This is a genomic window from Konateibacter massiliensis (assembly GCF_900184995.1).
Taxonomy (GTDB): Bacteria; Bacillota; Clostridia; order Lachnospirales; family Lachnospiraceae; genus Lachnotalea; species Lachnotalea massiliensis.
Genome location: NZ_LT860099.1, coordinates 401,275 through 427,632, shown reverse-complemented (window position 1 = coordinate 427,632; position 26,358 = coordinate 401,275). Strand labels below are relative to the sequence as shown.

The 26,358-nt window shown below is 37.4% G+C and carries 21 protein-coding genes; 1 reads left to right on the top strand and 20 read right to left on the bottom strand.

From position 1 onward, the window contains the following. Positions 1 to 31 precede the first annotated feature (31 nt). The 11 genes from pta to CTY48_RS07695 form a co-directional block, all read right to left on the bottom strand. A complete protein-coding gene (gene pta, locus CTY48_RS07750; RefSeq protein ID WP_099467936.1) occupies positions 32 to 1,027 on the bottom strand; it encodes a phosphate acetyltransferase in 996 nt (331 codons plus the stop codon). 314 nt (positions 1,028 to 1,341) lie between these two features. Further along, positions 1,342 to 1,998 (bottom strand): hypothetical protein, encoded by a 657-nt coding sequence (locus tag CTY48_RS07745; protein WP_099467935.1) that lies wholly within the window; start codon positions 1,996 to 1,998, stop codon positions 1,342 to 1,344. A gap of 601 nt (positions 1,999 to 2,599) precedes the next feature. Beyond that, positions 2,600 to 2,833 carry a hypothetical protein gene (locus tag CTY48_RS19850; RefSeq protein WP_236354814.1) on the bottom strand — a complete coding sequence of 78 codons (234 nt, stop codon included), beginning with the start codon at positions 2,831 to 2,833 and terminating at the stop codon, positions 2,600 to 2,602. Positions 2,834 to 3,016: 183 nt separating this feature from the next. Next, the gene (locus CTY48_RS07735) at positions 3,017 to 3,325 is read right to left on the bottom strand and encodes a hypothetical protein (protein WP_099467934.1); all 309 of its coding nucleotides are present in this window, start codon (positions 3,323 to 3,325) and stop codon (positions 3,017 to 3,019) included. A 472-nt stretch (positions 3,326 to 3,797) separates the two neighbouring features. After that, positions 3,798 to 4,199 (bottom strand): Imm44 family immunity protein, encoded by a 402-nt coding sequence (locus tag CTY48_RS07730; protein ID WP_099467933.1) that lies wholly within the window; start codon positions 4,197 to 4,199, stop codon positions 3,798 to 3,800. Positions 4,200 to 5,128: 929 nt separating this feature from the next. Beyond that, the gene (locus CTY48_RS07720; RefSeq protein WP_099467931.1) at positions 5,129 to 7,963 is read right to left on the bottom strand and encodes a fibronectin type III domain-containing protein; all 2,835 of its coding nucleotides are present in this window, start codon (positions 7,961 to 7,963) and stop codon (positions 5,129 to 5,131) included. 17 nt (positions 7,964 to 7,980) lie between these two features. Continuing rightward, positions 7,981 to 8,517 carry a hypothetical protein gene (locus tag CTY48_RS07715; RefSeq protein ID WP_099467930.1) on the bottom strand — a complete coding sequence of 179 codons (537 nt, stop codon included), beginning with the start codon at positions 8,515 to 8,517 and terminating at the stop codon, positions 7,981 to 7,983. A 12-nt stretch (positions 8,518 to 8,529) separates the two neighbouring features. Further along, positions 8,530 to 10,212, bottom strand: a complete 1,683-nt coding sequence (locus CTY48_RS07710) for a serine/threonine-protein kinase (RefSeq protein ID WP_099467929.1) — start codon at positions 10,210 to 10,212, stop codon at positions 8,530 to 8,532. Positions 10,213 to 10,273: 61 nt separating this feature from the next. Then, positions 10,274 to 11,041, bottom strand: a complete 768-nt coding sequence (locus CTY48_RS07705; RefSeq protein ID WP_099467928.1) for a PP2C family protein-serine/threonine phosphatase — start codon at positions 11,039 to 11,041, stop codon at positions 10,274 to 10,276. Positions 11,042 to 11,063: 22 nt separating this feature from the next. Further along, entirely contained in the window at positions 11,064 to 11,876 is an 813-nt protein-coding gene (locus tag CTY48_RS07700; RefSeq protein ID WP_099467927.1) for an FHA domain-containing protein, read from the bottom strand. 258 nt (positions 11,877 to 12,134) lie between these two features. After that, positions 12,135 to 12,542, bottom strand: coding sequence for a CBS domain-containing protein (locus tag CTY48_RS07695; protein WP_099467926.1), 408 nt, complete (start codon positions 12,540 to 12,542; stop codon positions 12,135 to 12,137). Positions 12,543 to 12,651: 109 nt separating this feature from the next. On the opposite strand from CTY48_RS07695, the gene CTY48_RS07690 reads away from it, so the two are divergent. Further along, complete coding sequence (locus tag CTY48_RS07690) at positions 12,652 to 13,896, top strand: nucleotidyltransferase (RefSeq protein WP_099467925.1); 1,245 nt, start codon at positions 12,652 to 12,654, stop codon at positions 13,894 to 13,896. Positions 13,897 to 13,942: 46 nt separating this feature from the next. Here the strand turns inward: CTY48_RS07690 and CTY48_RS07685 are convergent, their stop codons facing one another. The 9 genes from CTY48_RS07685 to CTY48_RS07645 all read right to left on the bottom strand — a co-directional run bounded on the left by CTY48_RS07685 (position 13,943) and on the right by CTY48_RS07645 (position 25,792). Then, entirely contained in the window at positions 13,943 to 15,307 is a 1,365-nt protein-coding gene (locus tag CTY48_RS07685) for a PFL family protein (protein WP_099467924.1), read from the bottom strand. Positions 15,308 to 15,328: 21 nt separating this feature from the next. Continuing rightward, positions 15,329 to 15,601 (bottom strand): ACT domain-containing protein, encoded by a 273-nt coding sequence (locus CTY48_RS07680; RefSeq protein WP_099467923.1) that lies wholly within the window; start codon positions 15,599 to 15,601, stop codon positions 15,329 to 15,331. Positions 15,602 to 15,647: 46 nt separating this feature from the next. Further along, the gene (locus CTY48_RS07675) at positions 15,648 to 16,445 is read right to left on the bottom strand and encodes an MBL fold metallo-hydrolase (RefSeq protein WP_099467922.1); all 798 of its coding nucleotides are present in this window, start codon (positions 16,443 to 16,445) and stop codon (positions 15,648 to 15,650) included. 26 nt (positions 16,446 to 16,471) lie between these two features. Then, entirely contained in the window at positions 16,472 to 18,127 is a 1,656-nt protein-coding gene (locus CTY48_RS07670; protein ID WP_099467921.1) for a GGDEF domain-containing protein, read from the bottom strand. A gap of 6 nt (positions 18,128 to 18,133) precedes the next feature. Beyond that, positions 18,134 to 20,203: a cell division protein FtsA gene (locus CTY48_RS07665; protein ID WP_328587796.1), complete on the bottom strand. Its 2,070-nt coding sequence runs from the start codon at positions 20,201 to 20,203 to the stop codon at positions 18,134 to 18,136. A 1-nt stretch (position 20,204) separates the two neighbouring features. Further along, positions 20,205 to 20,801: a dephospho-CoA kinase gene (gene coaE, locus CTY48_RS07660; protein ID WP_099467920.1), complete on the bottom strand. Its 597-nt coding sequence runs from the start codon at positions 20,799 to 20,801 to the stop codon at positions 20,205 to 20,207. A 28-nt stretch (positions 20,802 to 20,829) separates the two neighbouring features. Next, positions 20,830 to 23,463, bottom strand: a complete 2,634-nt coding sequence (gene polA, locus CTY48_RS07655; RefSeq protein ID WP_099467919.1) for a DNA polymerase I — start codon at positions 23,461 to 23,463, stop codon at positions 20,830 to 20,832. A 15-nt stretch (positions 23,464 to 23,478) separates the two neighbouring features. Further along, the gene (locus tag CTY48_RS07650) at positions 23,479 to 23,820 is read right to left on the bottom strand and encodes a zf-HC2 domain-containing protein (protein ID WP_099467918.1); all 342 of its coding nucleotides are present in this window, start codon (positions 23,818 to 23,820) and stop codon (positions 23,479 to 23,481) included. Between the two features lie 88 nt (positions 23,821 to 23,908). Beyond that, positions 23,909 to 25,792, bottom strand: a complete 1,884-nt coding sequence (locus tag CTY48_RS07645) for a hypothetical protein (RefSeq protein ID WP_099467917.1) — start codon at positions 25,790 to 25,792, stop codon at positions 23,909 to 23,911. Positions 25,793 to 26,358: the final 566 nt, after the last annotated feature.

The following is a 26,358-nucleotide window of genomic DNA, read 5'->3' as shown; positions in this document are numbered from 1 at the left end:
TTGAATTTTCTCCTTCTATAAAAAACTTTAATTAGTTCGCCTGTGCCTGTACTGCTGTGATTGCTACAACGCCAACGATATCATCTGCATTGCATCCTCTTGACAAATCGTTTACCGGCTTTGCAATACCCTGGGTTACTGGTCCATAAGCCTCTGCCTTTGCAAGTCTCTGAACTAATTTGTATCCGATGTTTCCTGCATCTAAGTCAGGGAATACCAATACGTTTGCACGTCCTGCAACCTTGCTTTCCGGAGCCTTGGATGCACCTACGCTCGGTACAATCGCTGCGTCTAACTGCAGTTCGCCGTCAATTTCAATGTTTGGATACTGCTCTTTTGCAATTCTAGTTGCTTCCACAACCTTCGTCACATCTGCATGCTTTGCACTTCCCATGGTAGAATGAGAAAGCATTGCGACAACCGGCTCTTCCTGAACTAACAGTTTAAAAGATTCTGCTGAAGAAGCTGCGATTGCTGCTAACTTCTCAGGATCCGGATTCTGCTCTAAGCCTGCATCTCCGAAGATAAAGGTTCCGTTTGCACCAAATTCACAGTCTGGAACAACCATCAAGAAAAATGCGGAAACTAATTTTGTACCTGGCTTTGTCTTTAATATCTGTAAGCATGGTCTTAATGTATCTGCTGTTGAGTGACATGCGCCAGAAACCATTCCGTCTGCATCTCCCTGTTTTACCATCATTACGCCGTAGTATAAGTAGTTTGTCAAAAGAATCTCTCTTGCCTGCTCTTCTGTCATTCCTTTACTCTGTCTTAGCTCTACTAATTTTGCAATGTACTCGTCTGTCTTTCCATATGTTGCAGGGTCAACAATTGTTGCTCCAGTGATATCTAAACCCTTGCTTCCTTCTGCTACAGCCGCTTCTGTTCCTACTAAAATAACATTTGCAATTCCTTCTTTTAAAATTGTAGCCACTGCCTCATATGTTCTGCGGTCCTCAGTTTCTGGCAAAACAATAGTCTGCTTATTTGCTTTCGCACGTTCTTTGATTGTGTCAATAAATCCCATTACGGTATGACTCCTTTCCTGTGTATCTTGTTATTATTTCCTCCGACCAGAGGTTATTTTAATAATGCGCCTCATTACTTTGCTATATCCAGTAAAAAAGCATAACCCTTTCAAATAAATAGAACCCTTTCTATCCATTTTCCTGAATTATGTCTCGTTCACGCCTAGTATGATTATACTACTAATGTTTATTGTATACAAGAAGTATTTTATTTTGAACATTTAATTAAATTTTTAACAATCTTTTTTCTGTTATTTTACACCAAAAGAATTATTTTATTAATGAATTTTATCTAAAACTTGCTTCATTATACCTAAAATGGAATTGTCATTATAAATGCTCTTAATGCATCGTCTCCATAAGAATATTGAACTATGTTAATAGGCTTTGCATCATAAAATGCTGGTATTTCACTGCAAAACCACTCAATTAGCGCTTCATCGCTGCATGCTATCCCGCTCCTTTTCACATAAGTCCAAATGTCATCAGGTATTTCATTTAATTCCGATTTAGTAAAAAATCCTTCTTTTAGTATTGAGTCTATTGATGAAGCCCAGCCTTCTCGGTATGTTTCAAAACTCATTGCCATATTTCTTATCATTGTTTTATCAATCCATTGCCTTGAAATATACATATTTGCTTTTAAAATTTTGTCAATTTTTTCGATTTTAGCAAAAAATAATCTGTTGCTAAACGCCATATCATCAATTTCTTCTTTATAAATCTTCCAATTTCTAATTCCTATATTTATATCACATACTTTCTTCCAATCTTCTAGCAGATATTTGTATAAATCATTTATCCCATCAAAATTACATTCAATGCATATTTCAATATTTTTTTTCATTCGTTCTAAATCCGGATAAAATGACGGATATTTATTTGTTGTCTCTTTCTCCAGCAATAAGATAACTTCTGCTAATTCTTTTTGCAAAACCTTTATATTGTCTCTTGTAATAGGGTTTTCCATTATACACTCCTTCAAATATCCTAATTTTATCAACTTCTTATTGGGCAAAAACTGATGCTATTTGGAATATAGTGACATTGTCAATTGGTTTTAACACTTCACATAAATGTTCTATATTATATTCCTTATGACTGTACAAATTAGCTATGATTAGCAATACATAGAATATACATCCTGAATAAACTTTAAATCCTCCGGAGTATAATTCCTATTTTTCTTTAAATCTAATTCAGCCAACACCCCCTTCATACCTTTTATTTTTCATTCATCATCCAGTTTTTCAAAAAAAGTTGTATCAACTTCATATTCAATATACAGTTTTTTAATTCTTTGAATTATTATCTTATTATCCATATTTATTAATCTCCTATAATCTTAACATCACAAAATTCTACTACCTTATTTTCTAATACTCTTATTTATCGAAGATATTTCACAGAAGTTACTATTGTTATACTCTGTAAAATATATTAATGCAACTCACATTGTTTCTTGTATCATATTCTGATTGGATTTTTCCCCAGCTATATCCCTTTCCATTCTCAATTCCTTTTTGAAATAAAATTTTATCATGTATTTCTTTACGTCTTTGTTCGTCACTTTATATACTATCATCGCAATTAATCAATGAAATCATATAGATTTTTTCTTCTCTAAAAAAGAAACTAACTATATATGTTTTTCCGTCAATCCTTTGCTTATTATCCAGATATATCATTCTTATACTATCTTGCCCTTTAAAATAAGGTGTCTTTTTGAAATCATCATAACTAAAATTAGGAGAAAATATCAAGTCATCATCAATTTTAAAAATACCCGTTTTAATATCTATCATAAATATCACCTCTATTTTATTAATGGAATATTATCTACTGATATCCTGCATTTTTTCTACATCATGACATAAACCTTCTACATCATAGTTATTAATCTGAATGTTGCCACTTGCAAGCCAGTAGATTTTTATGTCTACCGGCAAAATACATGTACTATATGTCTGTGTACCTTATATCTTATTTTATTTTAAGTATTCATTAGATTTTATTATATAATTTTTTATAAGCTTAACTCTTTTCTTATCAAGTTCCATTGTTCCAATAAGGAAATCAAACTTTAAGAATAGTCTATTAGATATCTCATCTTCCAACGACTTTAATTCTTCTTTATCGGTATGCTCTTTCAAAAAAAGCAACCAATCTTTAGCCTCCTCTTCATTTTGGATTAATAAATAATCTTTCTCTTCCATTCTCATTAGTTCAATAGTATCTATTAATTCATTCAATATGCCCACTAACTCTTCATGATGTTGTTTACTAATACAATTCATAATTATCCTCTCTTCCATATTGTTGGTGTTATTTCAATCCAATCAGTTGGTACCGCTCTATAATCAATAATCCTCCAGCACATACCATGCTTCTAATGCCCTACCATAAGCATAGGAATTCTATCATCATTTTCCGCATGGGGATGCAGTTTTGGTTTCCCTACTGATGCAACTGGCGGACATAGAATAATAGATACAAAAATCGAAGATATTTCACTGCTTGAAGCTGCGGAATATTTCCTTTTTCATAACTTATTTGACCTCTTTATACGTTTCCGCCAATTCAACCAACTCTATTTCTAGTGTATCAGAATAATCCCAAGAATTTATTATTATCCTCGGATAGTTAAGCTCAATCCCCCTTCTTTTTAGCTATTGCAAAGCATCTTTAACACCAGCATATACTAACCTGTCGCTAAATGCTAAGATAGTGATAGCACAATAGTTCAATCAAAGTCATTCCCTAAAAGCATCAATCATCCGTTGTGTACTTCAAAAATTCAAGTAAATCTTTTTCAAATTGATTATAGTCAATCTTAGCTTTCTTACTAATACTTTTTATAGATTTTAAGATATTCTCAACAATTAATTTACATTTTCCATCTGCATCTGAATTAATATACTTATCAAAGTCAATTTGTTTTCTTACAGAAACTAGCTTGAATTTCAAATCGAACTTTATCTCTTCTTTCCATTGACCATTTGCAATTAATTCCTTTGGAGCTGCAACTGGAGTTATACCTATAATCTCAACAATATCACTATACTTTTTATCTTTAAAAAATTTACTAATTCTTCTACACATCCAATATACTTCATCATCCACACCATAAATATTTTTGTAATATGACGGTGAGTTAATATTTACATCCATTGAAAACCTCCTATTTTTCTACCATCCATTAGATTTTAGTAATGGCGGATACATATCGTATTTATCAAAATAATATTTATTCATATCATATTGCCAATAATGTATATCACATAATTAGTTTTAGGATTTGATAATGAATTTCCATGTACCCCATTTGTAGTACTTGCAGTAGGTTTAGTAATACCGGCTTCTGCATTAGAAGCAAATTGCTGACCTTTGTACCGAAATGGATATGTACGTTTTCTTCACAGCTCTCTTCACATGATATTGTGTTTCCAAACGCATCATATTCATACTTATTTAATACAGTATTTTCATCCGTTACGTGTGTTACGCTGTTTGCTTCATCACTTACGTACTGATAATAAGTTCTAGCTTTTTCGATATCTGAACTTATTATAACATTCTTCTACATTATGGCGTAAGCTTTCTGTTTCTCCGTCAGAAATTTAATGACTGGCCCCCTCTTTTACGAATGAAATATAATCTTGCATATAGGTTACTGCCCTGAATTGTATATAAATCAAGGGCTGTGCTACATTTTTTGTTGGTTTGTCAATCACTTTTTTATTTTATTACTCACAAAAAGAGCAGGTATGTATTTCTACATACTCTACTCTTGCGTCATTTGGTGTGTCAACAATATCAATTTCTGTTAATACCTCCAATAAATGAATTTATTCCATGCTATTTAGATAATCTTTAAGCTTAAGTTTTGCAGTCAAAATAGCATTCGGAAATAACTCAAAATATTTCTGTATTCCCCCATTAATAACAGGCACTACAATACTACTCATATTATAATCCAAACATTCAATTAATTTCTCATCATTAAAAGTATTTAATTGAAAATCAAATTTCTTCATTCCATTTGAATAATCTAGAAACCTACCTACAATATCACATTCATTAATTTTAGAATTTCCACGCTATTTTACCTTAATCTTCTTTACCGCACTGTAGGAGCTATATACTTTTGCTCCATTTATATTTTTATACGCCCTTACTTTGAAATAATACGTCTTACCCTTCTTTAAACCTGTTTTTGTATATTTTATTTTGCTCACTTTAGTTAATGTCTTTACTTTTTCATATGTTCCCTTTTTGGAAGTTGACATATAGATTTCATACCCATTCGCTCCGCTCACCTTCTGATAGGTTATGGTTGCTTTCTTACTTCCGGCTGACAAATTAATTTTTGGCTTTGCCATGGATGTTGCTGTATTTAGAACCGCCGTATATTCTCCGTACTGTTTTTTTCCATTTATAGTCTTATAGGCTCTTATCTTATAGCTATAAGCAGTTCCTATTTTAAGTTTTTTATTGGTATATGTTGTGGTTGATGCTTTCTTTATCGTTGTTAACTTTGTGTATTTCTTGCTTCCGGTCTTGCAGCTATATATCTCGTATCCATCTACACCACTTGCTTTATCCCATTTCAACTTAATTGATGATGTTGTTGCTTTGGAATTTGTTAAATTATTAACAGTCGCAATGCTGATTTTAAAGGTCTTGCTGATACTTCCTGTATAATTGCCCTTTCCTGTTGCTGTCACTGTTGCTGTCCCAAGATTGATATTATTACTGTAGCTTAAGTCATAATCCGTACCGTTTATTAATGTCCTATTATTCACTGTCAGGGTAATACTCGGCTTTACCTCACTTCCGCTGTAGGCTTGCTTGGATATGTCTCCTATTTTGCCTGTCGCTATCTTACTTGGATTGATTTTAAAGCTTGTGGTGACCTCCCCTGTATAATTTCCTTTTCCGGTTATTGTTACCGTGGCTGTTCCTGCTGCAGTATTACTTGCGTATCTTAATGTATAATCTTTGTCTTTCACCATATAATCAGCATATTTTAACTTTAGCGATACATTCGGTGTAATTGCAGTTCCTGTATAGGTTTGATCTCCTATTTTCTCCAGTACCGCTTTACTGATTGGTGCCGGTAAAATTTCAAATGTTTTTGTTACAGAACCGGCAAAGTCATTGATACCATTTATGGTTACTGTTGCTGTTCCTACATTAATGTTTGTTCCGCCGCCTTCAATTGAATACGCACCTCCGCGAATTAATTCCTCACCATTATAGGTAATCTTTTTTATCCCATTTATTTCCAACCCCCAGTAGGTTTGGGAGTCATACATTTCAATTACGGCATCTGCTATATCGGTTCTGTACTGGGTGATTCGTAATATAAATTCCTCATCTTCCAAATAAGAGTTGTTAATATTATAATGGTAGGTTACGTCTACTTGTTTCGGTCTTGTAGTTGATGAGGAAAAATCTACTTTCAGTTTCTTGGTCACCGTATTTACTTCTACGTTGCTGCTCCAGTTACTTGTCTTTGTGATATCAAATCCATCTGCCTCTAAAACAGATAAATCTACATATCCGTCTTTATCAGCACTTAATTCTCTTCTGTTACCGTAATACTCACCACGTACTACATCTGTATTTGATAAGTCTAATGCCGACAGGTTATTGAACTCACAATACAAATCGTATAATTGTTTTTGATTCGGTAGTTCTAATTTGCTGATATGGTTATTACTACATTCCAGCGTGTTTAATAACGGATTATTACTAACATCCAGCTTAGTTAGATTATTATTACTGCAATATAAATCCAATAGCTTAGAATTCTTTGTAACATCCAATTCTGTCATATTATTATTTTCACAGTATATGACTGCTAAGTCTGGGCATTGTGAAACATCAATATTTCCAACTAAGCAATCGGACAAATTCAAAAACCAATAATTTGACATGTCTCCCCATTGAATGATTGCAACTTTAGAATATGCACATATCAGACTCCCCATAAGATTATTATTTCTTAAATCTATCGACGTCATGTCTGTGTAAGCGCATGCAAATGTATTTAGCTTTGTATTGCTGCTAAGATCCATTTTTGTTATATTTGTACTATTAATATTTAATTGCTTTAACTTCAGGTTTTTTGATACATTCAGTTCATTCAACTTGTTATAACCACAAGCTAGCCAACCTAATTCCGAGAGATTACTTACATCAAGTTCTGTTAATTGATTATTATTACAATACAATTCCTCTATTTTCGTATTATTCAATAAATTTAATGACGTGATATTATTTCCTACCAGCCAAACAAACCTAAGTTCCGTATTTGCACTAATATCTATACTTGTTAATTTATTTAATGAGCATTCAAGTCTTATTAATTTTTTATTGTTGCTTAAATCTATATTTTCAATGCTGTTATTAGTAATACATAAATATAAAAGTTCACTTAAATACTCAACGCCTTTAACAGACTTGATTCCTTTTTTATTAGCATCAATACTGTCAGCACTGCTAATCTCAGCCTGTGACAACTCCCCGTTCTTATCTTTATCATATCTATCCGCAATATACTTTCGAAATATTTCATCCGGAAAGGTAGTACTATTAAGAGCAACAGACCCTACCTTCTCACTGCTCACATCTGTTAAACTAGTACCATCTTCACTTATATCGCTTGCCACTTCGGTTTCTGCTTGTGTTTCTGTATCTATTGCTGTTTCAGTATTGCTGTCGCCCACATCCTCTGTATCTGTATCTAAACCTGTAACTTCACGGTCTCCAATTTCGTTTATTTGCCCTTCAACCTCTGTGGGATTAGTTATATCTGCACTAGATACTGCCCATGCTGTCATCGGCGCATTTGGCACTAGCAACGTACATAAAATAACTAAACTTATTCCGCATTTTACAATCCTCTTATTATTTCTCCCCTGTTTCATCCTCACGCTTTTCTCCCCTAAAATATAATATTTTCCTTATTTAACAACTCAGTTTCAGCGGTATCCTCTGTATGCACGAGTACTTCATCTTTAACAATTTGAAATCTCGTATCTGCATTTTTAATTGGCACTTTCATCCATGTACCAAGTTTTTCTGTAACTTCCAGCAACTGTGTTTCATTATCCCCTTCATATTCTTCTAATGGCTGTGTTACGTCAATTCCCTCATTTTGTATAAAAAGCGGTTCCGTCACCTCTTCGTAATAAACGTTATTCTCCCTTTTACTATTATTCTCCGCTCCCATTCTGGCTTGCAGAATTCCCCTTGACAGATACGCCGATGCACCATTTCTCCTCTTTCTAAGTGAACCGGTTTTGTACGCCATTGTCTGCTGGCTGATTTCTTGTATTTCTTTTTGGGCCGTTCTTCCGGAAAGTTCCCCAATGAGTTTTAATACATTAAGCTTGAAAAATAATATAATTGTTACAACAAACATAATTCCTGACAATGAAAAACCAATGTTTGATACAATTCCATAAAATGATGCGTTCATTTATTACTCTCCCTATTTTGTATAAGCATTTACAATTGATTTATCCGCACTATCAAATCTTTGCATAATGTATTCCTTGATCTGTGTCGTTTTGTCCGTTGTCGTAATCATATTTTGGGTGCGGGTTTTAACAGTCTCATATACAGTACGGATATCTTCCTCTAACACCCCATCCGCTTTAAATTTTCTGGCGTAGTTGTCAATGGAATACATAGCCAGTTTATATAGTTCCAGACTTACAATTTCATTTTCATCTTCATTCACGGTACTAATCAGCTTTTTAATATTTTCAAAGTAAGGCAAATATTGACCTTTATCCGATGCTTCCTGCACATTTAACGTTATATCACGGTTAAATACACCAATATCATGATAGATACTTGCCATTTCTATATTTTCATAGTTTGCTGGCGAATACGTAATCACATCTTCAAACCATTTGATTGAGCTCTTCATCTTTGTTATCTGGTTATCGTCTTCTCCCGTATCAACCCCATAATTATAGTAATACCAGTATAATTTCCCCATTTCAAAAGCAAGGTCTGCGTAGTTTTCATTTTCTCTTAGTACACCGATGTTATTATTTATTTTCTTCAGCAGCAATTCCTGTTCTTCAACTGTGAACACGGCATCTTCTTTACACAACTCAATCAAATCCAAATATGCGGTCAAATCCTCTGGTTTGATATCAATCGCTTCCTGGTAAGTCTCTAAAGACTGTACACTCGAAACTGAGTTCTGCGCTCTGGTAATTAAAATTTCATAATTCGAATTATCTGCGTGGTTCTTCATAAGCTGGCCCCAAATACCAACAATCAGAAAAAAAGCACATGTTCCAACTGATGCACTAAAAAACTTAAGCTTATTCTTTTGTTTCTTTCGATATGCATCATCCACTTCTTCAAAGTGTTCCAATGCATATAATACTTCTGCACAAGATTGATATCGATCCTCTGGATTTAGTTGTGTGCATTTGGTGATAATTTTCTCCAGCCCCCCTGAGAGATTAGGATTCCAATATCTGATTGGATATAACTCATAAGGTGGCTCGCAAGGATTCTGACCGGTTATCAAATGGTATAAGGTTACTCCCAGACAATAGATATCTGTCCTTGCATCCGTTTGCCCTTTCCCTCCAAACTGTTCCGGCGCGGCATATCCCCTTGTGCCAAGACTGATTGTATCTGCCATCTGCTGTTCTTTAAATTCTCTTGCAATCCCGAAATCAATCAGCTTAATATTTCCTTCTGGACTAAGCATAATGTTTCCCGGTTTCATATCCCGATAAATAATTGGCGGCTTTCTTGTATGTAAATAATACAATACCTGGCAAAGCTGTTTTGCCCATTCAATCACAACTTCTTGCGACTGCACCTTGTAATCCTTAAGCAAGGTACTTAATGTCTCACCTTCAATATAATCCATAATTACATAAATAGTATGTTTATTTTCTATAATATCAACAATTCTGGGTAATGCTGGATGATCCAGTTTTTTCATAAGATTCGCTTCTGCGATTAGACTTTGCACTACAACTTCATTATTCTTGTTTGTCGTACACTTGATAATTTCTTTGACTGCCCACTGCTTATTCAGCCTTTGATCCATCGCCAAATAAACCTTAGACATTCCCCCCTTGCCAATCTGCTTTAATATTTCGTACTTGCCATCTATAACAGCCCCTATTTCTGCCATAGTTATTCCTCCACTCAATTAACCCCATGCTAACGGTATTTTTAATCCTTTTCTTATTAGCTTAAACCACCTTAATAAGAAGAACCGTAATATTATCATTTTCCAATCTCTTTTTATTAAGTTCAACTAATTTATCCGAGTTTGATTTCATCGACTTCTCATCTGTCAATGCCGTAGGATTAAAATATTCAAATATTTCTTCTTCCGTTATCTTATGTCTAAAGCCATCCGTACACAACATATAGATAGAGTTTGGTTCAACTCCTTCTACAATATAATCCGGCAATACCGTTTTAGACGCTCCAATGCATTGCAATAATATATTCCTTCTTGGATCAAGCTCTGCCTCCCCTGCTGTAAGCTTGTTTTCCTTCATTTCCCGTGCCACTATAGTTTGATCTTCCGTTAGTATCTGAACAGTTGAATTTATTTTATATGCTCTTGAATCTCCCACATGTCCAATAATTGCATAATACTCATCCACGATTAACAAGACAGTAAGCGTTGTTCCTAAATTGATATCTAGGCTTTCCCCATATGTTTTGATTTTATGATTTTGTTCTTTCACAATCTTCTGCCATTGCTGTTTTACTGCTTCTACCGAAAAATCTTCCACTATTTTGGGTAATTCTAAATCAAACCATTTTGAAAATCTTGTAACGACGCTGGCACTGGCAACTTCTCCCTTAGCAAGTCCGCCCATTCCATCACATATAACAGCCATTAAAATATTTCCAATACATGTTCTGGCACTCTTAATACAATAACTATCCTGATTCACTTTTTTCTTTATCCCGATGTCCGAGCATGCTACCGTTACAAAATCCATTTTGTATTACTCTCCCCAGTGCTTATACATAAAATGTGAATTGTTCATCTGCTATTTTAAACTTTGTGCCATTAAAAATCTCAATCACTTCTTCTGCCGGTATCTCTTTATCTTCCACATAGGTCTTATTTGTTGAACACTTATCACAAATAAAATAGTGTTTTCCTTTTATGATTATTTCAGCATGACGTCTGCTTATTGCTGAATTTGCATCAATCGCATAATCAACCAAGTTTCTATCCTTCCCGATACGAAACACCTGTTTATCGATTTCTATGCGTTCATCACTGCTTCCTCGAATTAAATATGGTTGATGATTCATTTGTTCTTCATTGCTAAAGAGTTGCTGTCTTTCGCTCCAAAACGACTCACTCAATATCATTGTGTCATCACTTTCAATTTGTTCCTGTTCTTCAAATAAAAAGTCATCGTCCATATATTCTTTCTGCGCACCCTCAGCAAATGATGCTGCTATATCCGCTTTCCAGAACTCTTCATCCAGTACAGAGGTTTCTTCCGCATTCTTAAATTGTACTGTACCATTTTTCAACCTTTTCACCATAACCTCAAAATCGTCTAAATTAAATGGAACATTACTTTTAAAATATGCCAAGTACTCTGTTACATATGCATAATCTTCATCTACATTAAATATTGCTTCGAACACTAAATTATAGAAAAAGTCTCTGACTCTCTCATTATCGTATTGCGTTTTTTTCAAGTCTTCTACTGCTTCTAATATAATATTAAAAAACGTATCTCTATTTACATGATATTTAAGTTTTTCGACCAATAATTCTAAATTACTTTTTATTACTATATTTGTGCAATCCATTCGTCTTCTCCCCTTACGAATATATTTATGCTATATTTAATCTGATTTTAGTTATTAGATAATAAAAACTTTTCTTTAAATGATATCCCAAATATTTCCATATTGTAAATAGTACTTAAGTTACGCTGTGACGAGATGTCTGTTATCCTATGTCTTCAGGCCTTTCATTTGATGTTTCAAATAACCAGTAAAATCAAACCTTCATATGAAATGGGAGTCATCCGACAAAACCGGATAACTCCCATTATTTTTATCACATTATTTCTGCTCAGAGCATCTTTTACACAAATATTGTATAATATCTTTTCTTGTCACTAATCCAATGAACACTTCATGGTCGTCCACAACCGGAATAAAGTTCTGATACAACGACATATCAATTAAATCTTCAATATTAGCATCAATATTGACTGCTTTATTATCCACTCTTCTCTTAATCTCTAAAACCGAAATATGCTCCCAATCCGTTATTGTATCAGCCTGCTCCGCCATTCCCCACAGGAAATCGCCCTCCGTTATGCTTCCAATATATTTCCCGTCTCTGTCTATCATCGGAACGGCAGTGTAATGATAATGCTTCATCTTCTCTAAAGCTTGTCTCACAGAATAATCGCTGTAAACATATGCCGTATTATTTTTGGGTATTAAAAAAAATAATATATTCATCCATATTCCTTTCTACATCTATGTATGTCATTCTTCTATTATACAACTTTTTATGTTATAGTCAAAGAAGAAGTTTTAGTTTTTAGGTTACAGAAAGGACGAACAGACCATGAAAATAGTAGGTTTGATAACAGAATATAATCCGTTTCACAATGGTCATCTGCACCATATTAAGTTAGCTAAAAATTTAACAAGTGCTGACTATGTGATTGTAGTAATGAGCGGGAACTTTTTACAGCGGGGAGCTCCCGCCATTATTGATAAATACAAACGAACAGAGATGGCATTGCAGTGCGGCGCTGACTTGGTTCTTGAACTTCCGTGTGCTTTTGCAACAGGAAGCGCTGAGTTTTTCGCAATGGGTGCCGTTTCACTCTTTCATAAATTAGGCTGCGTCGATTCTGTCTGCTTTGGAAGTGAATGCGGTAACATTGCCGCTTTGGAGGAGATTGCCGATATACTGACAACGGAGCCGGAACGCTTTCAGGAGCTATTAAAGGGCTATTTAAAGGAAGGAGCCTCCTTTCCTGCGGCGCGACAGAAGGCACTGCTTGACTTTATTTCTAGGACAGGCTCCGATTATGATACATTTGAAAAAATTCTGTCAGAGCCAAACAATATTCTTGCAATTGAATATATCAAGGCAATCAAAAAGCTAGACAGCTCTATCAAACCAGTTACAATCAAACGAGTTGTTTCGGGCTACCACGATACGCGCATCAACGATGTGATTTGTTCTGCTTCCGCCATCCGCGCTGCCTTGCAGGAAAGCGGGCTGACAAATTTTAAGGAGCAGGTTCCGAGCGCTGTCTATGATATCCTAACAAAAGAATATAAAAAAACCTTTCCTATTTATATGAACGACTTTTCTTCTGTTTTAAAATATAGGCTTATTCTGTCGCACCAGAAACCACTTGCAAAATATTGGGATGTCTCCGAAGCTCTCGCAAATTCCATCGCGAACAAGCTTCCTGATTATCGGAATGCAGAGGATTTTATGGAGCTTTTGAAAAATAAGCAATATACACTTACGAGAATCAACCGAAGTCTGACCCATATTCTCCTCCATATAGAAGGTGATATGGTGACCCGCTATATCGAAGAAGGCTATGCCCTTTATGCCCGTATTTTGGGCTTTAAAAGAAATTCCGCCCCTTTGCTGACAGAACTTGGAAACAATGCCCAAATTCCTCTTATCAGCAAGTTGGCGGATTACAAGAAGCTGTTAAGTCCACTCGGCATCCATATGCTTGAGCAAGATATTTTCGCAGCCGATCTTTACAATACAATCGTGACCGATAAATTCGACTGCCGCATCCCAAATGAATTTAAACAGCAGATTATTATTGTATAAGTAATAAAAAAAGAATGTGCACAGCACATTCTTTTCCTTTTTATTTTTAATTCTTAAAGCTATGAATCGGTGCCGGAATACGTCCCTTGCGGTTTACAAATGCATCGCAGGAGAATTGATTTACCGGCATAATCGGTGCATAGCCGAACAGACCGCCGAATTCTACAGTTTCTCCGACATCCTTTCCGATAACAGGAATAATACGGACCGCTGTTGTCTTCTGATTAATCATACCGATTGCCATCTCATCCGCAATAATTCCTGATATTGTCGTTGCCTTCGTGCTTCCCGGAATCGCAATCATATCAAGTCCTACGGAACAAACACAGGTCATTGCCTCTAATTTTTCCAGTGTAAGGGCGCCTGCCTGTACTGCATCGATCATTCCTTGGTCTTCGCTGACCGGAATAAATGCGCCGCTCAATCCGCCTACATAAGAGGATGCCATAACGCCGCCCTTTTTCACCTGATCATTTAACAATGCCAATGCCGCTGTCGTTCCCGGAGCACCCGCATATTCTAAGCCGATTTCACACAGAATATCCGCAACACTGTCACCGATAGCCGGTGTCGGTGCCAAAGATAAATCTACAATACCAAACGGTACGTTAAGGCGCTTGGAAGCCTCCTGTGCCACAAGCTGCCCTACTCTGGTTACCTTAAAGGCCGTCTTTTTAATTGTCTCACATAAAACCTCGAAGCTCTCGCCTCGTACCTTGGAAAGTGCAGTCTTTACAACGCCCGGTCCGCTGACACCTACGTTTATAATCGCATCCGCTTCCGTCACGCCGTGGAAGGCTCCTGCCATAAACGGGTTATCATCCGGAGCATTACAAAATACAACCAGCTTCATACAAGACACAGAATCCTGCTCCTTGGTCATCTCCGCTGTCTCCAGCAGGATTTCACCCATCAGACGCACCGCATCCATGTTAATGCCGGTCTTTGTGGAACCTAAATTCACAGAGCTGCACACTCTCTCTGTCACTGCCAGCGCCTTTGGAATGGAACGGATAAGCAGCTCATCGCTTTTTGTCATTCCCTTTGACACTAATGCAGAATAACCGCCCAGCAGATTTACGCCTACCTCAACTGCCGCTTTATCAAGTGTCTGCGCAATGGTAACGTAATCGTCCGGCGTTTTACATGCGGAAGCTCCAATCAAAGAAATCGGAGTTACCGAAATTCTCTTGTTCACTACCGGAATACCGTAATCCCTCTCTATCTCATTTCCGACTTTTACTAAATCTTTTGCGGTTTTCGTTATTTTCTCATAGATATTGTTGTTTAGCTTTATCAAATCTGAGTCGATACAATCCAACAGGCTGATACCAAGTGTAATGGTTCTTACATCAAGGTTTTCCTGCTCTATCATCTTATTGGTCTCATTGACCTCAAACATATTTATCATACTATCCGGTTCTCCTTTGGCTTAAATTCGGTGCATTTTGTTGAAAATTTCTTCATGCTGACAGGTAATTTTAACTCCGATTTCTTCCCCCAGCTTATCAAGCTCTCCGGCTGTATCGGCAAAAGGCTTTACAGCTTTATTTGCATCCACAATCATCATCATGTTAAAATAGTCTTGTACAATCGTCTGGGAAATATCTAAAATATTAATGTTGTTCTCAGCCAGATAAGTACAAACCTTTGCGATAATGCCAACGGTATCTTTTCCTACGACAGTTATAATTGTTTTTTTCATGTGCTAATCTCCTCATTTTTCAATTGCATTTATTAATGTAATATATTTAAACCGTTATCAGCTCTGACACTGCATCACGCTTTGCTACCGTAATGTAAAAATCCTCTGGCTTGTATGCCGTCTCACTCATGGAAATCTCAAGTCTCACCGTCTCATAGGCAAGCTCCTCATAGTTATTTTCGCGGCTTAAATGCCCAAGTACTACCGCCTTTAGCTTATCGCTCATAAGCCTTCCAAGCAATCTTCCCGAAAGCTCATTCGATAGATGCCCCTTGTCTCCAAGGATACGTTGTTTTAAATAATAAGGGTAAGAGCCAACCTGAAGCATGTTAATATCGTGGTTTGCCTCCAACAGCAATACATCCAAGTCCTTTAAATTCTCTATCGTATAATCATCATATTTTCCAAGATCTGTCGCCACTGCAATGGATTTTTCTTCCTTGCAAATACGGTAAGCCACCGGTTGTGCGGCATCGTGGGAAACTGAAAAAGGATGGACGGTTAGATCGTTGATACAAAATTCCTCGTCCTCTCTGATTATCTGAAACAGCTCCTCGGGTATTGCCCCTAAAGACCTGCTTCTCCTGATTTCCCCTATTGTCCCTTGCGTCGCATAAATCGGAATTCCATATTTTCTTGCAACCACACCAAGCCCGCTTATGTGGTCAGAATGTTCATGTGTAATTAAAATTCCATTCATGTCCGAGGTTTTTAGCCCAATCTGGTTTAACCCGTTTTCTATTCTTTTTCCGCTTATGCCTGCGTCTATCATTAAGTGGGTATTATCGGAACCGATATAAATACAATTTCCGCTGCTCCCGCTTGTTATACTGCATAGTTTCATTTTATCCTCCATTGGCACACTTTTTTCTACGGTGTATATTCCCCGTCAAATGTAATGCGCCCTCTTCCGCTGATTTTTGATTGATACATTGCTCTATCCGCTCTCTCAATCAACTCAGCAGGATTGTTGCATGTCTCCGGGAAAGTAGCAACCCCAATACTGATATCGACAAAAATTGAGCTCCCCCTATAGGAAATCTCCGTCTCTTTGACTCTTGCGTGCAGTGTCTCCGCCAAACCGCGAAGCTTTTCCACTGACCCCTCCTTACATATAATAACAAATTCCTCACCGCCATAGCGGGCTGCAAAACCGTCGTATTTTCTCGCAACATCTTTTGAAATATTGGCACAGACACGAATCACTTCATCGCCGAACATATGACCATATGTATCATTCACCTTCTTAAACTTATCAATGTCAAAGAAAATAACAGCAAGTGTGCTTTTGTTTAAAACCGCATCCGTGATTCCCTCATTTATTTTTTGTATCATATAAGTCTTGTTATAAATGCCTGTCAGTCCGTCCTTCATCGCCATATTTTCCATCTTCGTGTAGGTTCTGGCATTCATAATTGCAATGGAAAATTGTGTGCTCACGCGCTCAAAGAATGACATGTTTTTCACAAAGTAATCCGACATGTCTTTTCCTATGATAAGCATACCAAGCCATTCTTCCTCGTTTCTAAGCGGATAGACAAGCAAGGATCTGATATCCATCCCTGACAAAAAATCGTAATCATCAAAATCCACCTCATTGTCAATAAACGGTGCCTTTAAATCCCGAAACACTTCAACTAAGCGTTTATCTTCAATATATGAATTAAAATGCTCCAGCTTTAAATTATTAAACATCGTTCGGGTATGATACTGATAGGTATCCTTATATTCATCCCTCACAATGATACTGCACAGATTAACAACAAGTGCCTCTGATAAACTCTCTGCTATCAGCTTCATCAGATTGCTGATTTCCAGGGAGGACGAAATATATTGCTGAATTAAATTCTCAACGAGCATTTCTGAGTTTTCATGGCTCAGCTTTTCATAATCGTTATTTCCCTGCCCCTTTTTGGTGTCATGTTCCGAGGCAGTGCTCTGCTTTATCTTGATAAGTTCACCTTTTAGCTTTTTTATCACCAGATTGTTTTCTGCAAAAACTCGTGAAGCCAGTATGATAAAAAATGTCATATAAGAGAGAAAAACACCAAGAAACGCCAATGTCTTAAAGGTAAAACCGATTTCTCCCTTCTGCACAATCTGAATCACACTTAAGCATAGCATCGGTACCGCCATCGCATAAAACGTGACCAACTTCCACCTCAATCTGGCTATATCCGTCAAATACAAAAGCTGCATCATCAGCAATACAAAAAACAAGACGGACATCGACGCAATGTGCATGTTCGTTTGATTCACAATTATATTAATCAGCGCACATATTGCCATCGGTATACGAATAATTTGAATAATTCGAAAATTCGAGTAATAATTTTTAATCGAAAATATACCGTCAATTACAATAAAAATAAAAACAATGATTCCGGGAAGCAGCTTGGGTGAATATCTTATATCCCAAACATCTATCGAGACACCTATCCCATAAAGAGTCATAAATACAATCCAGAAAGCAATACGGATTCTCGCAATATTGGTATGAATTTTAATTATTTTTTCAGAATTCACTTTACTTTATTCCTTCCAATAAATTTCAATCACATCGAAAGCATTTAGTTCCTGCGTATATTTTGGCTTTTCACCGTTTAACAGTGTCACAATCTCTCTTCCCTTTGAACCTTTTAAATCAAAATTAATCTGATCAAATACATCGACAAATACGTAGCCGGTTTTTCCGCTCAGCGTAACTAGTTTATGATTCACCGTCACTTCTAAGTTGATTGGCTCTTTTTTCTCCTGCAACACTACTTCTGTCTCTTCCTTGCTGTCTTTTTCTATCTTAGTCTCCTCATTCGGAGCATATGTATCCTCTGGCTCTTCCCAGCTTTTTTGGGTCCAGTGTATGGAAAAGTTCTCATATACCTTTTCATCCTTTTTCACAGCCTTATTGTTTACGAAAATTTCGGTATCCTCATCCAAAATAATATCCATAAACTCTAAAATCTGTGCCACTGTGTAATAATTTCGCATCACAATCTCATCATTGTTCTGAATGCTGTAGTAGTTGGACACAATACTTCCGTTTACCTCCGCATACTGAGGACATGGTATCTTCTTACCCTCCACGATAATATCGATGGTTCCGTGAAATTCCGGTATCTTTTCAATATCAAGTTCTGCCGCTTTTCCTGCTGTTGAGCCGATAATCTTTATCTTGTCATTTGCCTCAATCGCACTGTTGATGCCGACAGGGTTTCCATTCAGCGTTACGATTGCCGCTTCTCCAAACTCACCGCGCACCATACGGTTTTTACCGTTCACCTTAAAGTTAAGCTCCGGTCCCCTTCTCGGGAAAAGCTGGTCATTCGGGAAGCCTGCCTGTATTGCAACATCCACAATGGTAAGGCGGTTGTTGTTGTACATCTTGATGCGTTCCCCGTTAAAGTTGACAAAAATAAAATTATTGTTCTGGTTGTAAAAATTCAGGCAGATTCCGACCGGTGTGACAAGAAGTGGGTCCTTCTTAATCTCCTTCTGGAAAAAGTTCACGTCTCCCAACACTTCCTCTCCACGAAGTGCCACTCTCTCTTTTTGAATTTTTAAGAATTGGGCAAGATTTTCAACAAAGCCGTTGATTTTTCCGCCGCCTCCGACCACAAACACAGCACTGACTGCTTTGCCGCCGTTTAGTTCAATGATTTTATCCGCAATCTCTTTTGTGATTTCTTCTATAACAGGCTCTGCAAGCTTTGAAAGCTCTTCACGCGGAATCTTTATCGTATTTCCCATAATATCTTTATAGGTCACCGTTTTTTTCTTCGTGCCAATCTCAAATTTAATTTTTTCCGCTGTTTGAAAATCAATCAAGCAATGTTTTGCGAGTGTCTCGGTCACGATATCGCCTGCCTTCGGTATCATACCGTAGGCAATAATACTTCCGTCCTTTGTAATAGAAATATCGGAGGTTCCGGCACCTACATCGACAAGTGCAATATTCAGCATGCGATATACCTCAGGAATCGCGATATTGATTGCCGCAATCGGCTCCAGCGTGAGGTTTGCAACCTCCAAATCGGCAAGATTTACAGCAGTGTTCAAACCGGATACAACGTCCTCCGGCAAAAAGGTGGCAATCAGTTCTGCACCGATTTTATTCGCCCTGTGATTTTCCAGATTGCCGATGATATAGTTATTTAAATAATATCTTACAACCGTATAGCCGACACAATAAAAACGGATATCTGACTCCTTATTGCCGTTAATTTCATCATGTGCCTTTTCAACTCCAAGCATGTCCAACGAATAAATATGCTCCTGATTTACAACGCTTTCCTCGGGAAATTCATACTCCACATTCACCGTAACGGTTCGAAGTACACGCCCCGCCGCCGCGATGCAGACCTCGGTAAGCCCACGTCCAATCTGCTGTTCCAGTTCTCCCTTTACATGCGCTATGGTTTCTCCTACCTTGTTGATGTCATGGATCTGACCGTCCCGCATTGCACGTGTATCATGTTCCTTTACATATTGAGCTACTACATTGAACTTTTCTCTCTCTTTGTACCCAACGGTCCCCACAATACTTCTCGTCCCGATATCAAGTCCAAAAACTAAGTGCTGGGAATATTTCATTGTATCTGCCAACTTAATGCTCCTCCCTTAATGCCGCATCAATCTGCGCATATGTATCCTCTTCTGATAAATTATTATCTATCACCATATCACATTTCTCCCGAAATGCCGACTCTGTAAGCTGGGTCTTAACAATATCAGTAATTTTTTCGTCGCTGTACCCTCTGGAAGCCTTCAGCCGTTCTCTTCTCAGGTTTTCCTCTGTATAAATGTACCACACTTTATCACATATTAAATCATATTTATCGTCTAATAGCAATGCTGCTTCTATAATAAAATAATCAATTTTATTATTTTTTCGCTCCTCGCCTATCTCATTCACGATATATTCTTTGACAGCGGGATGCACAATGGCGTTTAATTTAAGGCGCTTTGCTTCATCATCAAAGACAATTTGGGCAAGCTTTTGCCGATTTATCGTCATGTCAGAGTTCAAAATGCCGCTTCCAAACGTCTCAACGATACTATAATAGCACTTTTGTCCCGGTTCCTCAAGCATATGAGCAACCAAATCTGCCATGACGATTCTTGCCTTATATTTTTTTTGAATATAGTTTAAAACACTCGTTTTTCCGGCTCCGATTCCGCCGGTTATGCCAATTATCTTCATATCGTCCCCCGATAAGACTGCCTATGCCTTATTTCGTCTCATACCAGCTATTTCCTGTATTCATATCAATTTCCAGAGGAACAAGGAGGTTTGCCGCTCCGTGCATTTCCTCGTTCAGAATTTCCTTTATCTTTTCCACTTCGTCCTTATGTGCTTCAATCAAAAGCTCATCATGCACCTGCAAAATAAGCTGTGACCGGAAGGACTCCTTTTTCAAGCGGTCGTTGACACGTATCATCGCAATTTTTATAATATCTGCGGCAGTTCCCTGTATTGGTGCATTCATTGCCACACGCTCCCCAAAGGAACGCTGCATAAAATTGCTTGATTTCAACTCCGGTATCGGTCTGATACGTCCGAACATCGTAGTAGAAACGCCCGTCTCCTTCGCCTTCGAAACTGCCTCATCCAAAAATTTCTTAACACCCGGATAAGTCTCAAAATACTTTTCGATATACTCGGATGCCTCTTTTCTGGAAATACTCAAGTCCTGGCTAAGCCCGAAGGAACTAATTCCATAGACAATACCGAAATTAACCGCCTTTGCGTTTCTTCTTTGGAGGCTTGTCACCTCATCAAGCGGCGTGTGGAATACCTCGGAGGCTGTTATCTTATGAATATCCTGCTCCTCCTTATATGCCTGTATCAGTTTCTCATCTCCAGAAAAATGTGCCAAAACCCTTAGCTCAATCTGAGAATAATCGGCATCTACGAAAACGTAACCCTCTTTCGGAACAAACACCTTTCGTATCAGTCTGCCAAGCTCCATACGAATCGGAATGTTCTGTAAATTCGGCTCAGTACTGCTGATTCTTCCCGTCGCCGTAATCGTCTGATTAAAAGTTCCGTGAATTCTTCCGTCATCTCCGATGTAATTTGCCAGCCCGTCCGCATAAGTTGATTTCAGCTTGGTAAGCTGCCTGTATTCCAAAATATAAGACACAATCTCATACTCCGGTGCAAGCCGCTCCAGTACATCCGCCGCCGTAGAATAGCCTGTTTTTGTCTTTTTTCCGTACGGAAGTCCTAATTTATCAAATAGGATTTCTCCAAGCTGCTTTGGTGAGTTGATGTTAAACTCTACTCCTGACAGCTCATAAATCTTCTTTTCAAGCTCTATAATTTTTACACTCAGTTGATCCCCATAAACCTTTAACGTCTCTTTCTCAACCGCAATTCCTGCTCTCTCCATATCATAGAGTGTCACAATCAACGGCATTTCGATTTCCTTGAATAAATTCCACTCGCCCGCTTCCTTTAGCTTTTCCTCCATCACCGCAGAGGAACAAAAGGAAACATAGCTCATATAGCATGCCATCTTGTAAAGCTCCTCAGGCTTCTGCTCATATGCTGACGCAAAGGAAAGCTTTCCAATCAGTTCTTCTTTTTCCGGCAGCATAAGCCCCAGATATTCCTTGCCAATATCACTGAACGGATACACAGAAGTCATCGGATTCAATAAATAAGCTCCGATTTCTACGTCAAAATATTGATTGATATCTGTAACCGAAAGATAGGAAAGCTGCTCTTTTAAGCCGATTGTGGCTATTTGATTTGCCTTCGCTGCAACCTCTTTTATTTTTCCAAGCAGATAGTCCTCCGTGATAAAGCCCTCCGCCGCAATAAAATAGCTTTCTTTTTCATTCAAGGTAAAGGACACACCAATCAGGCCTTTATCTGTAATCAGTTTCAGACCTATTTTCTCGCACTCTTTTAGTTTATTTAGAATCGTTTCTGCCTCGTCAAGGGCATTGATAAGATGAAACGTCTCTTCAAGGCGGTTATCGTTTGCCGGTGCCTCAAAACGGCTCAAAAGATTCTTAAATTCAAATTCCTTGAACAACTGGTATGCCGCGTCTGTATATACATTTCCAAGTCTTGCCTCTTCGAGTGAAAATGCAATCTCACACTCTGTATTGATTGTCGCAAGCACCTTGCTAAGCTGCGCCTTGTCAAAATGCTCCTTCAGCGCTTCCTTTGCTTTATTCGGCTTGATATCCTCCACGTGAGCATAGGCATTTTCAATATTTCCATACTCTACTATGATTTTAGTCGCCGTCTTTTCTCCGATTCCCGGTACTCCCGGAATATTATCCGACGCATCGCCCATCAGTGCCTTAAGCTCTATAATCTGTGCCGGTGTTACCTGATAAGTCTCCAGCACTTCCTTCATATTGTAATCCTCTATCTCAGTCGTTCCTCTTTTTGTCTTCGGAATACGAATTTTAATATCATTTTCTGCCAACTGCAAAAGATCTCGGTCTCCGGATATCACAGATACCTCCAGACCGTCTTTTGACGCGCGCTTTGATATCGTACCAAGCAAATCATCCGCCTCATAGCCTGCCTGCTCAATCGTCTTGATTCCCATCGCCTGCAGCAGAGATTTAATTGCCGGAACCTGCTCTCTAAGCTCCTCCGGCATCGGCTTTCTCGTTCCCTTATACTCCGCATACATCTCATGGCGGAAGGTCGGCGCCTTCACGTCAAAAGCAACCGCCAGATACTGCGGATTCTCCTCCGACAATATTTTAAACATGATATTTAAGAATCCATATATGGCATTGGTGTGGAAGCCCCTGCTGTTACTTAAATCCGGCACTCCGTAAAACGCACGGTTTAATATACTATGCCCGTCTATCAAAACAATTTTTTCCTTCATTTCTGCCTCCTATTTTTAAAGCCAAAGCCATAGTTGTATGATTGCCGCAAGAATTGCGGCAGCCCCTAATACCATGTAAATGATATTTCTGATATGTCTGTAGGTTCTCTTCCTTAGAATGTACTTCTTAGACGTATTTAATTCCTTTAAAAACATGGAATTCATGTCATACTCGTCAAAATCCTGCGGCGTATCTTCGAGCTGCATAAGAGCCGTAAAAATAGTATAATTAATTTCCAGCTCCTCATAGCATTCCTTGCAGCCTCCAACATGCTCTAAAACCTGTTCCAGTTCTTTATCGTTAATATTTCCTGATATGTATTTTGTTATTAATCCTTGTGCTTCCTTACACTCCATATTGAGCCTCACTACTTTTATTACTTAAATATAGATATCATAACTACTATACACTAAAATGTATATTTTTTAAATAATTTTGTAAAAGTTATTCTCGAATTAATGTAATAATAGGCGAAGGCTCGTCTTTATATGTAGTTCTATATTCGATAAATATATATCCTTCTCCTTCCCCGGCAGCGCTAAATCCTGTCTGACGGTTCTCATCATATGCTTCCGTACTAAAAAGCTCATACTCGGCATCTGAATAGCTTGTTTCTGGTGTTTCAATGGCAACATAGCAGCCGCTGTCTCCAATACCAAACTTTTCTTTGTCAATTGCTAAAATATAATTACTCCCATCATAATCTTCTTCATATGAATTTATTTGAAAACTTACCGTATTTTCTGTGGAAATGTTTATTTCTTCCAAATAATTTTCCATTCCATCTGACATTTCTTTCATTTGCAATTTTCCAACATTTTCGGCACTTAACTGCTTTTCATTTTCTTCAATCTGAATATTTTTTTTCATCACATAAATCCCATCCGAAATAGAAGCCGCATTCGTATGATATATTCCGCCATAATAAGCATCTCTATCCAAAATATAAGTTTCGCTTATGAACCAGTCTACCACCATCGGAGATATAATTGGCGGGTTTGCTGAGTAAGGGCTAATATATGAACTTTCTCCCTCGCTTAACCAGCTCGATATTTTAGTGTAAGAGTCCGTTTTATTATAAGACTGCGTTTGATCGTCTGCTCTTATTGCGAGAGCTTGATAAAAATCGTAAGTCAGGTTTGTTCCCACAATTTGAATTTGATAGTCACTTGCCACACTCTCCAATGCGGAAGCAACCGCGTCTGTTGTGCTGCTTACCTGATTATTCAAACGTTGCGTTACCGTAGTTACCTCTGCATCAGGAAAATAAAAAACACAACTGCCGTTTATATTTTTTCGGTTCAGATTTTTTATTACTTCCTCTGTCCCATCGTTTGTTTTTATCCGTATATTATTTCTGAATTCTGCCTCCTTATCAAAGAAATCCTTTAAATCACCTTCATAATTCGTATGATAAACCACTTTTGAAAGAAAAATCGAAATAAAACTATTGTTATCGGTAGAGAGATAGCTCATCCCTTCTTCCTTGTTCAGCCTTGCCAGTATTTCTTCCTGCAATGCCAGCCCGATTTCATTTGCCTGCAAATCATCAAAACAGATGGCATCCTCTGCCTCTCTTGTTCCGCTTACCACCGTAACCTTTGTATCATTGCTATCACCCATATAAACATTATATCCGAGTATTCTGTTTTCAACTTCCTCATATTCACTGTATTCATATTCGCCATATTCGCTGGCATAGGTGTCTTTTACATTATAATAGGAATTCGGATACTTTTCATTCATATAGGCAACCGCTATCTGCCTTGCTTCATCTTCTGTGATTTTTAGCGAAACCTGTCCACTGCTTACACTGTAAGCATCATTATAAACATATCTCACCCCCCCCACTATAAACGCTATCACAACCAAAACAAAAACACTTGACAGAACTATCAATAAAACCGGTATCGAATTTTTCTTCTTTGGCTTTTCGTATTGTTTTGGTTTTTCAGGTTGCTTATAATGTTCAGGCTGCGTAGGCATTTTAGCTTTTTCCTGTATTGATTTTCCAATTGCTATATTTCTGTAATAAGGATTTTTACACTGTTTTTTTATATCCCCTATCAGCCTTGCTTTTGAACCACCCATTGAAAGATTAGCGTTTCTCTCTATCTCTTCCATTACTTCAACAAACGCCTTCGCTGTCTTTGGTGATAATCTTACCTTAGACAGTGCATGTGTTAAGTATCTTAAAAATTCTTCTTCCTTGCATGCCGTCGAAAATAATGCGGATCTCAGATACATATCAAGTTGTTCCTCTTTCCATATATCATCCTTCCCTAGCAAATTATCAAGTTGTTTTTTTGCATCTTCAATTATTGTCATCTCATTTTCCCCTCTTTAAAATTCTATTCCATATTAGTAAGCAAAGAAGTAGTTTAACATAAACCACTTCTTCCACTATTTGCTTCCTTATTCCTCTTTTTGCCATATCTTATATATTCTACATGAAATTCTATGTGCTGTAAACCTCTTAGCCCAAATCCTCAAAGATATCTGGAGACTATTTTCTTACCATTAGAAAACTTATCATTGCTTACTCTTTCAATTGTCCGGTGTAGGAAGTAACGTAATTACAGTTGTATCTACCATGCTTATATTGGAGAAGTCGTCTTCAGTAAGTCTTCTATAATTCAAAGAAAAAAGCAGTTTATCAAAAACTGCTTCCTTTCATATCCTGAAAGCTTGTCAAAAAAGTTTAACTATTCATCAGCATTTCATGTGACATTCCGCCTCTAGTAATATACTCTCCTGCCATTCGGATGCCCCCAAATTTTTCACCCTCTGCCTTTATTTTAAACGATTTGGGTATTTCGATTCTGTCAATCTTTGGTTACGTAGGATAAATATCATCCCATATAGTACCTGTTGCTTCCCCCCCCTTACTAATC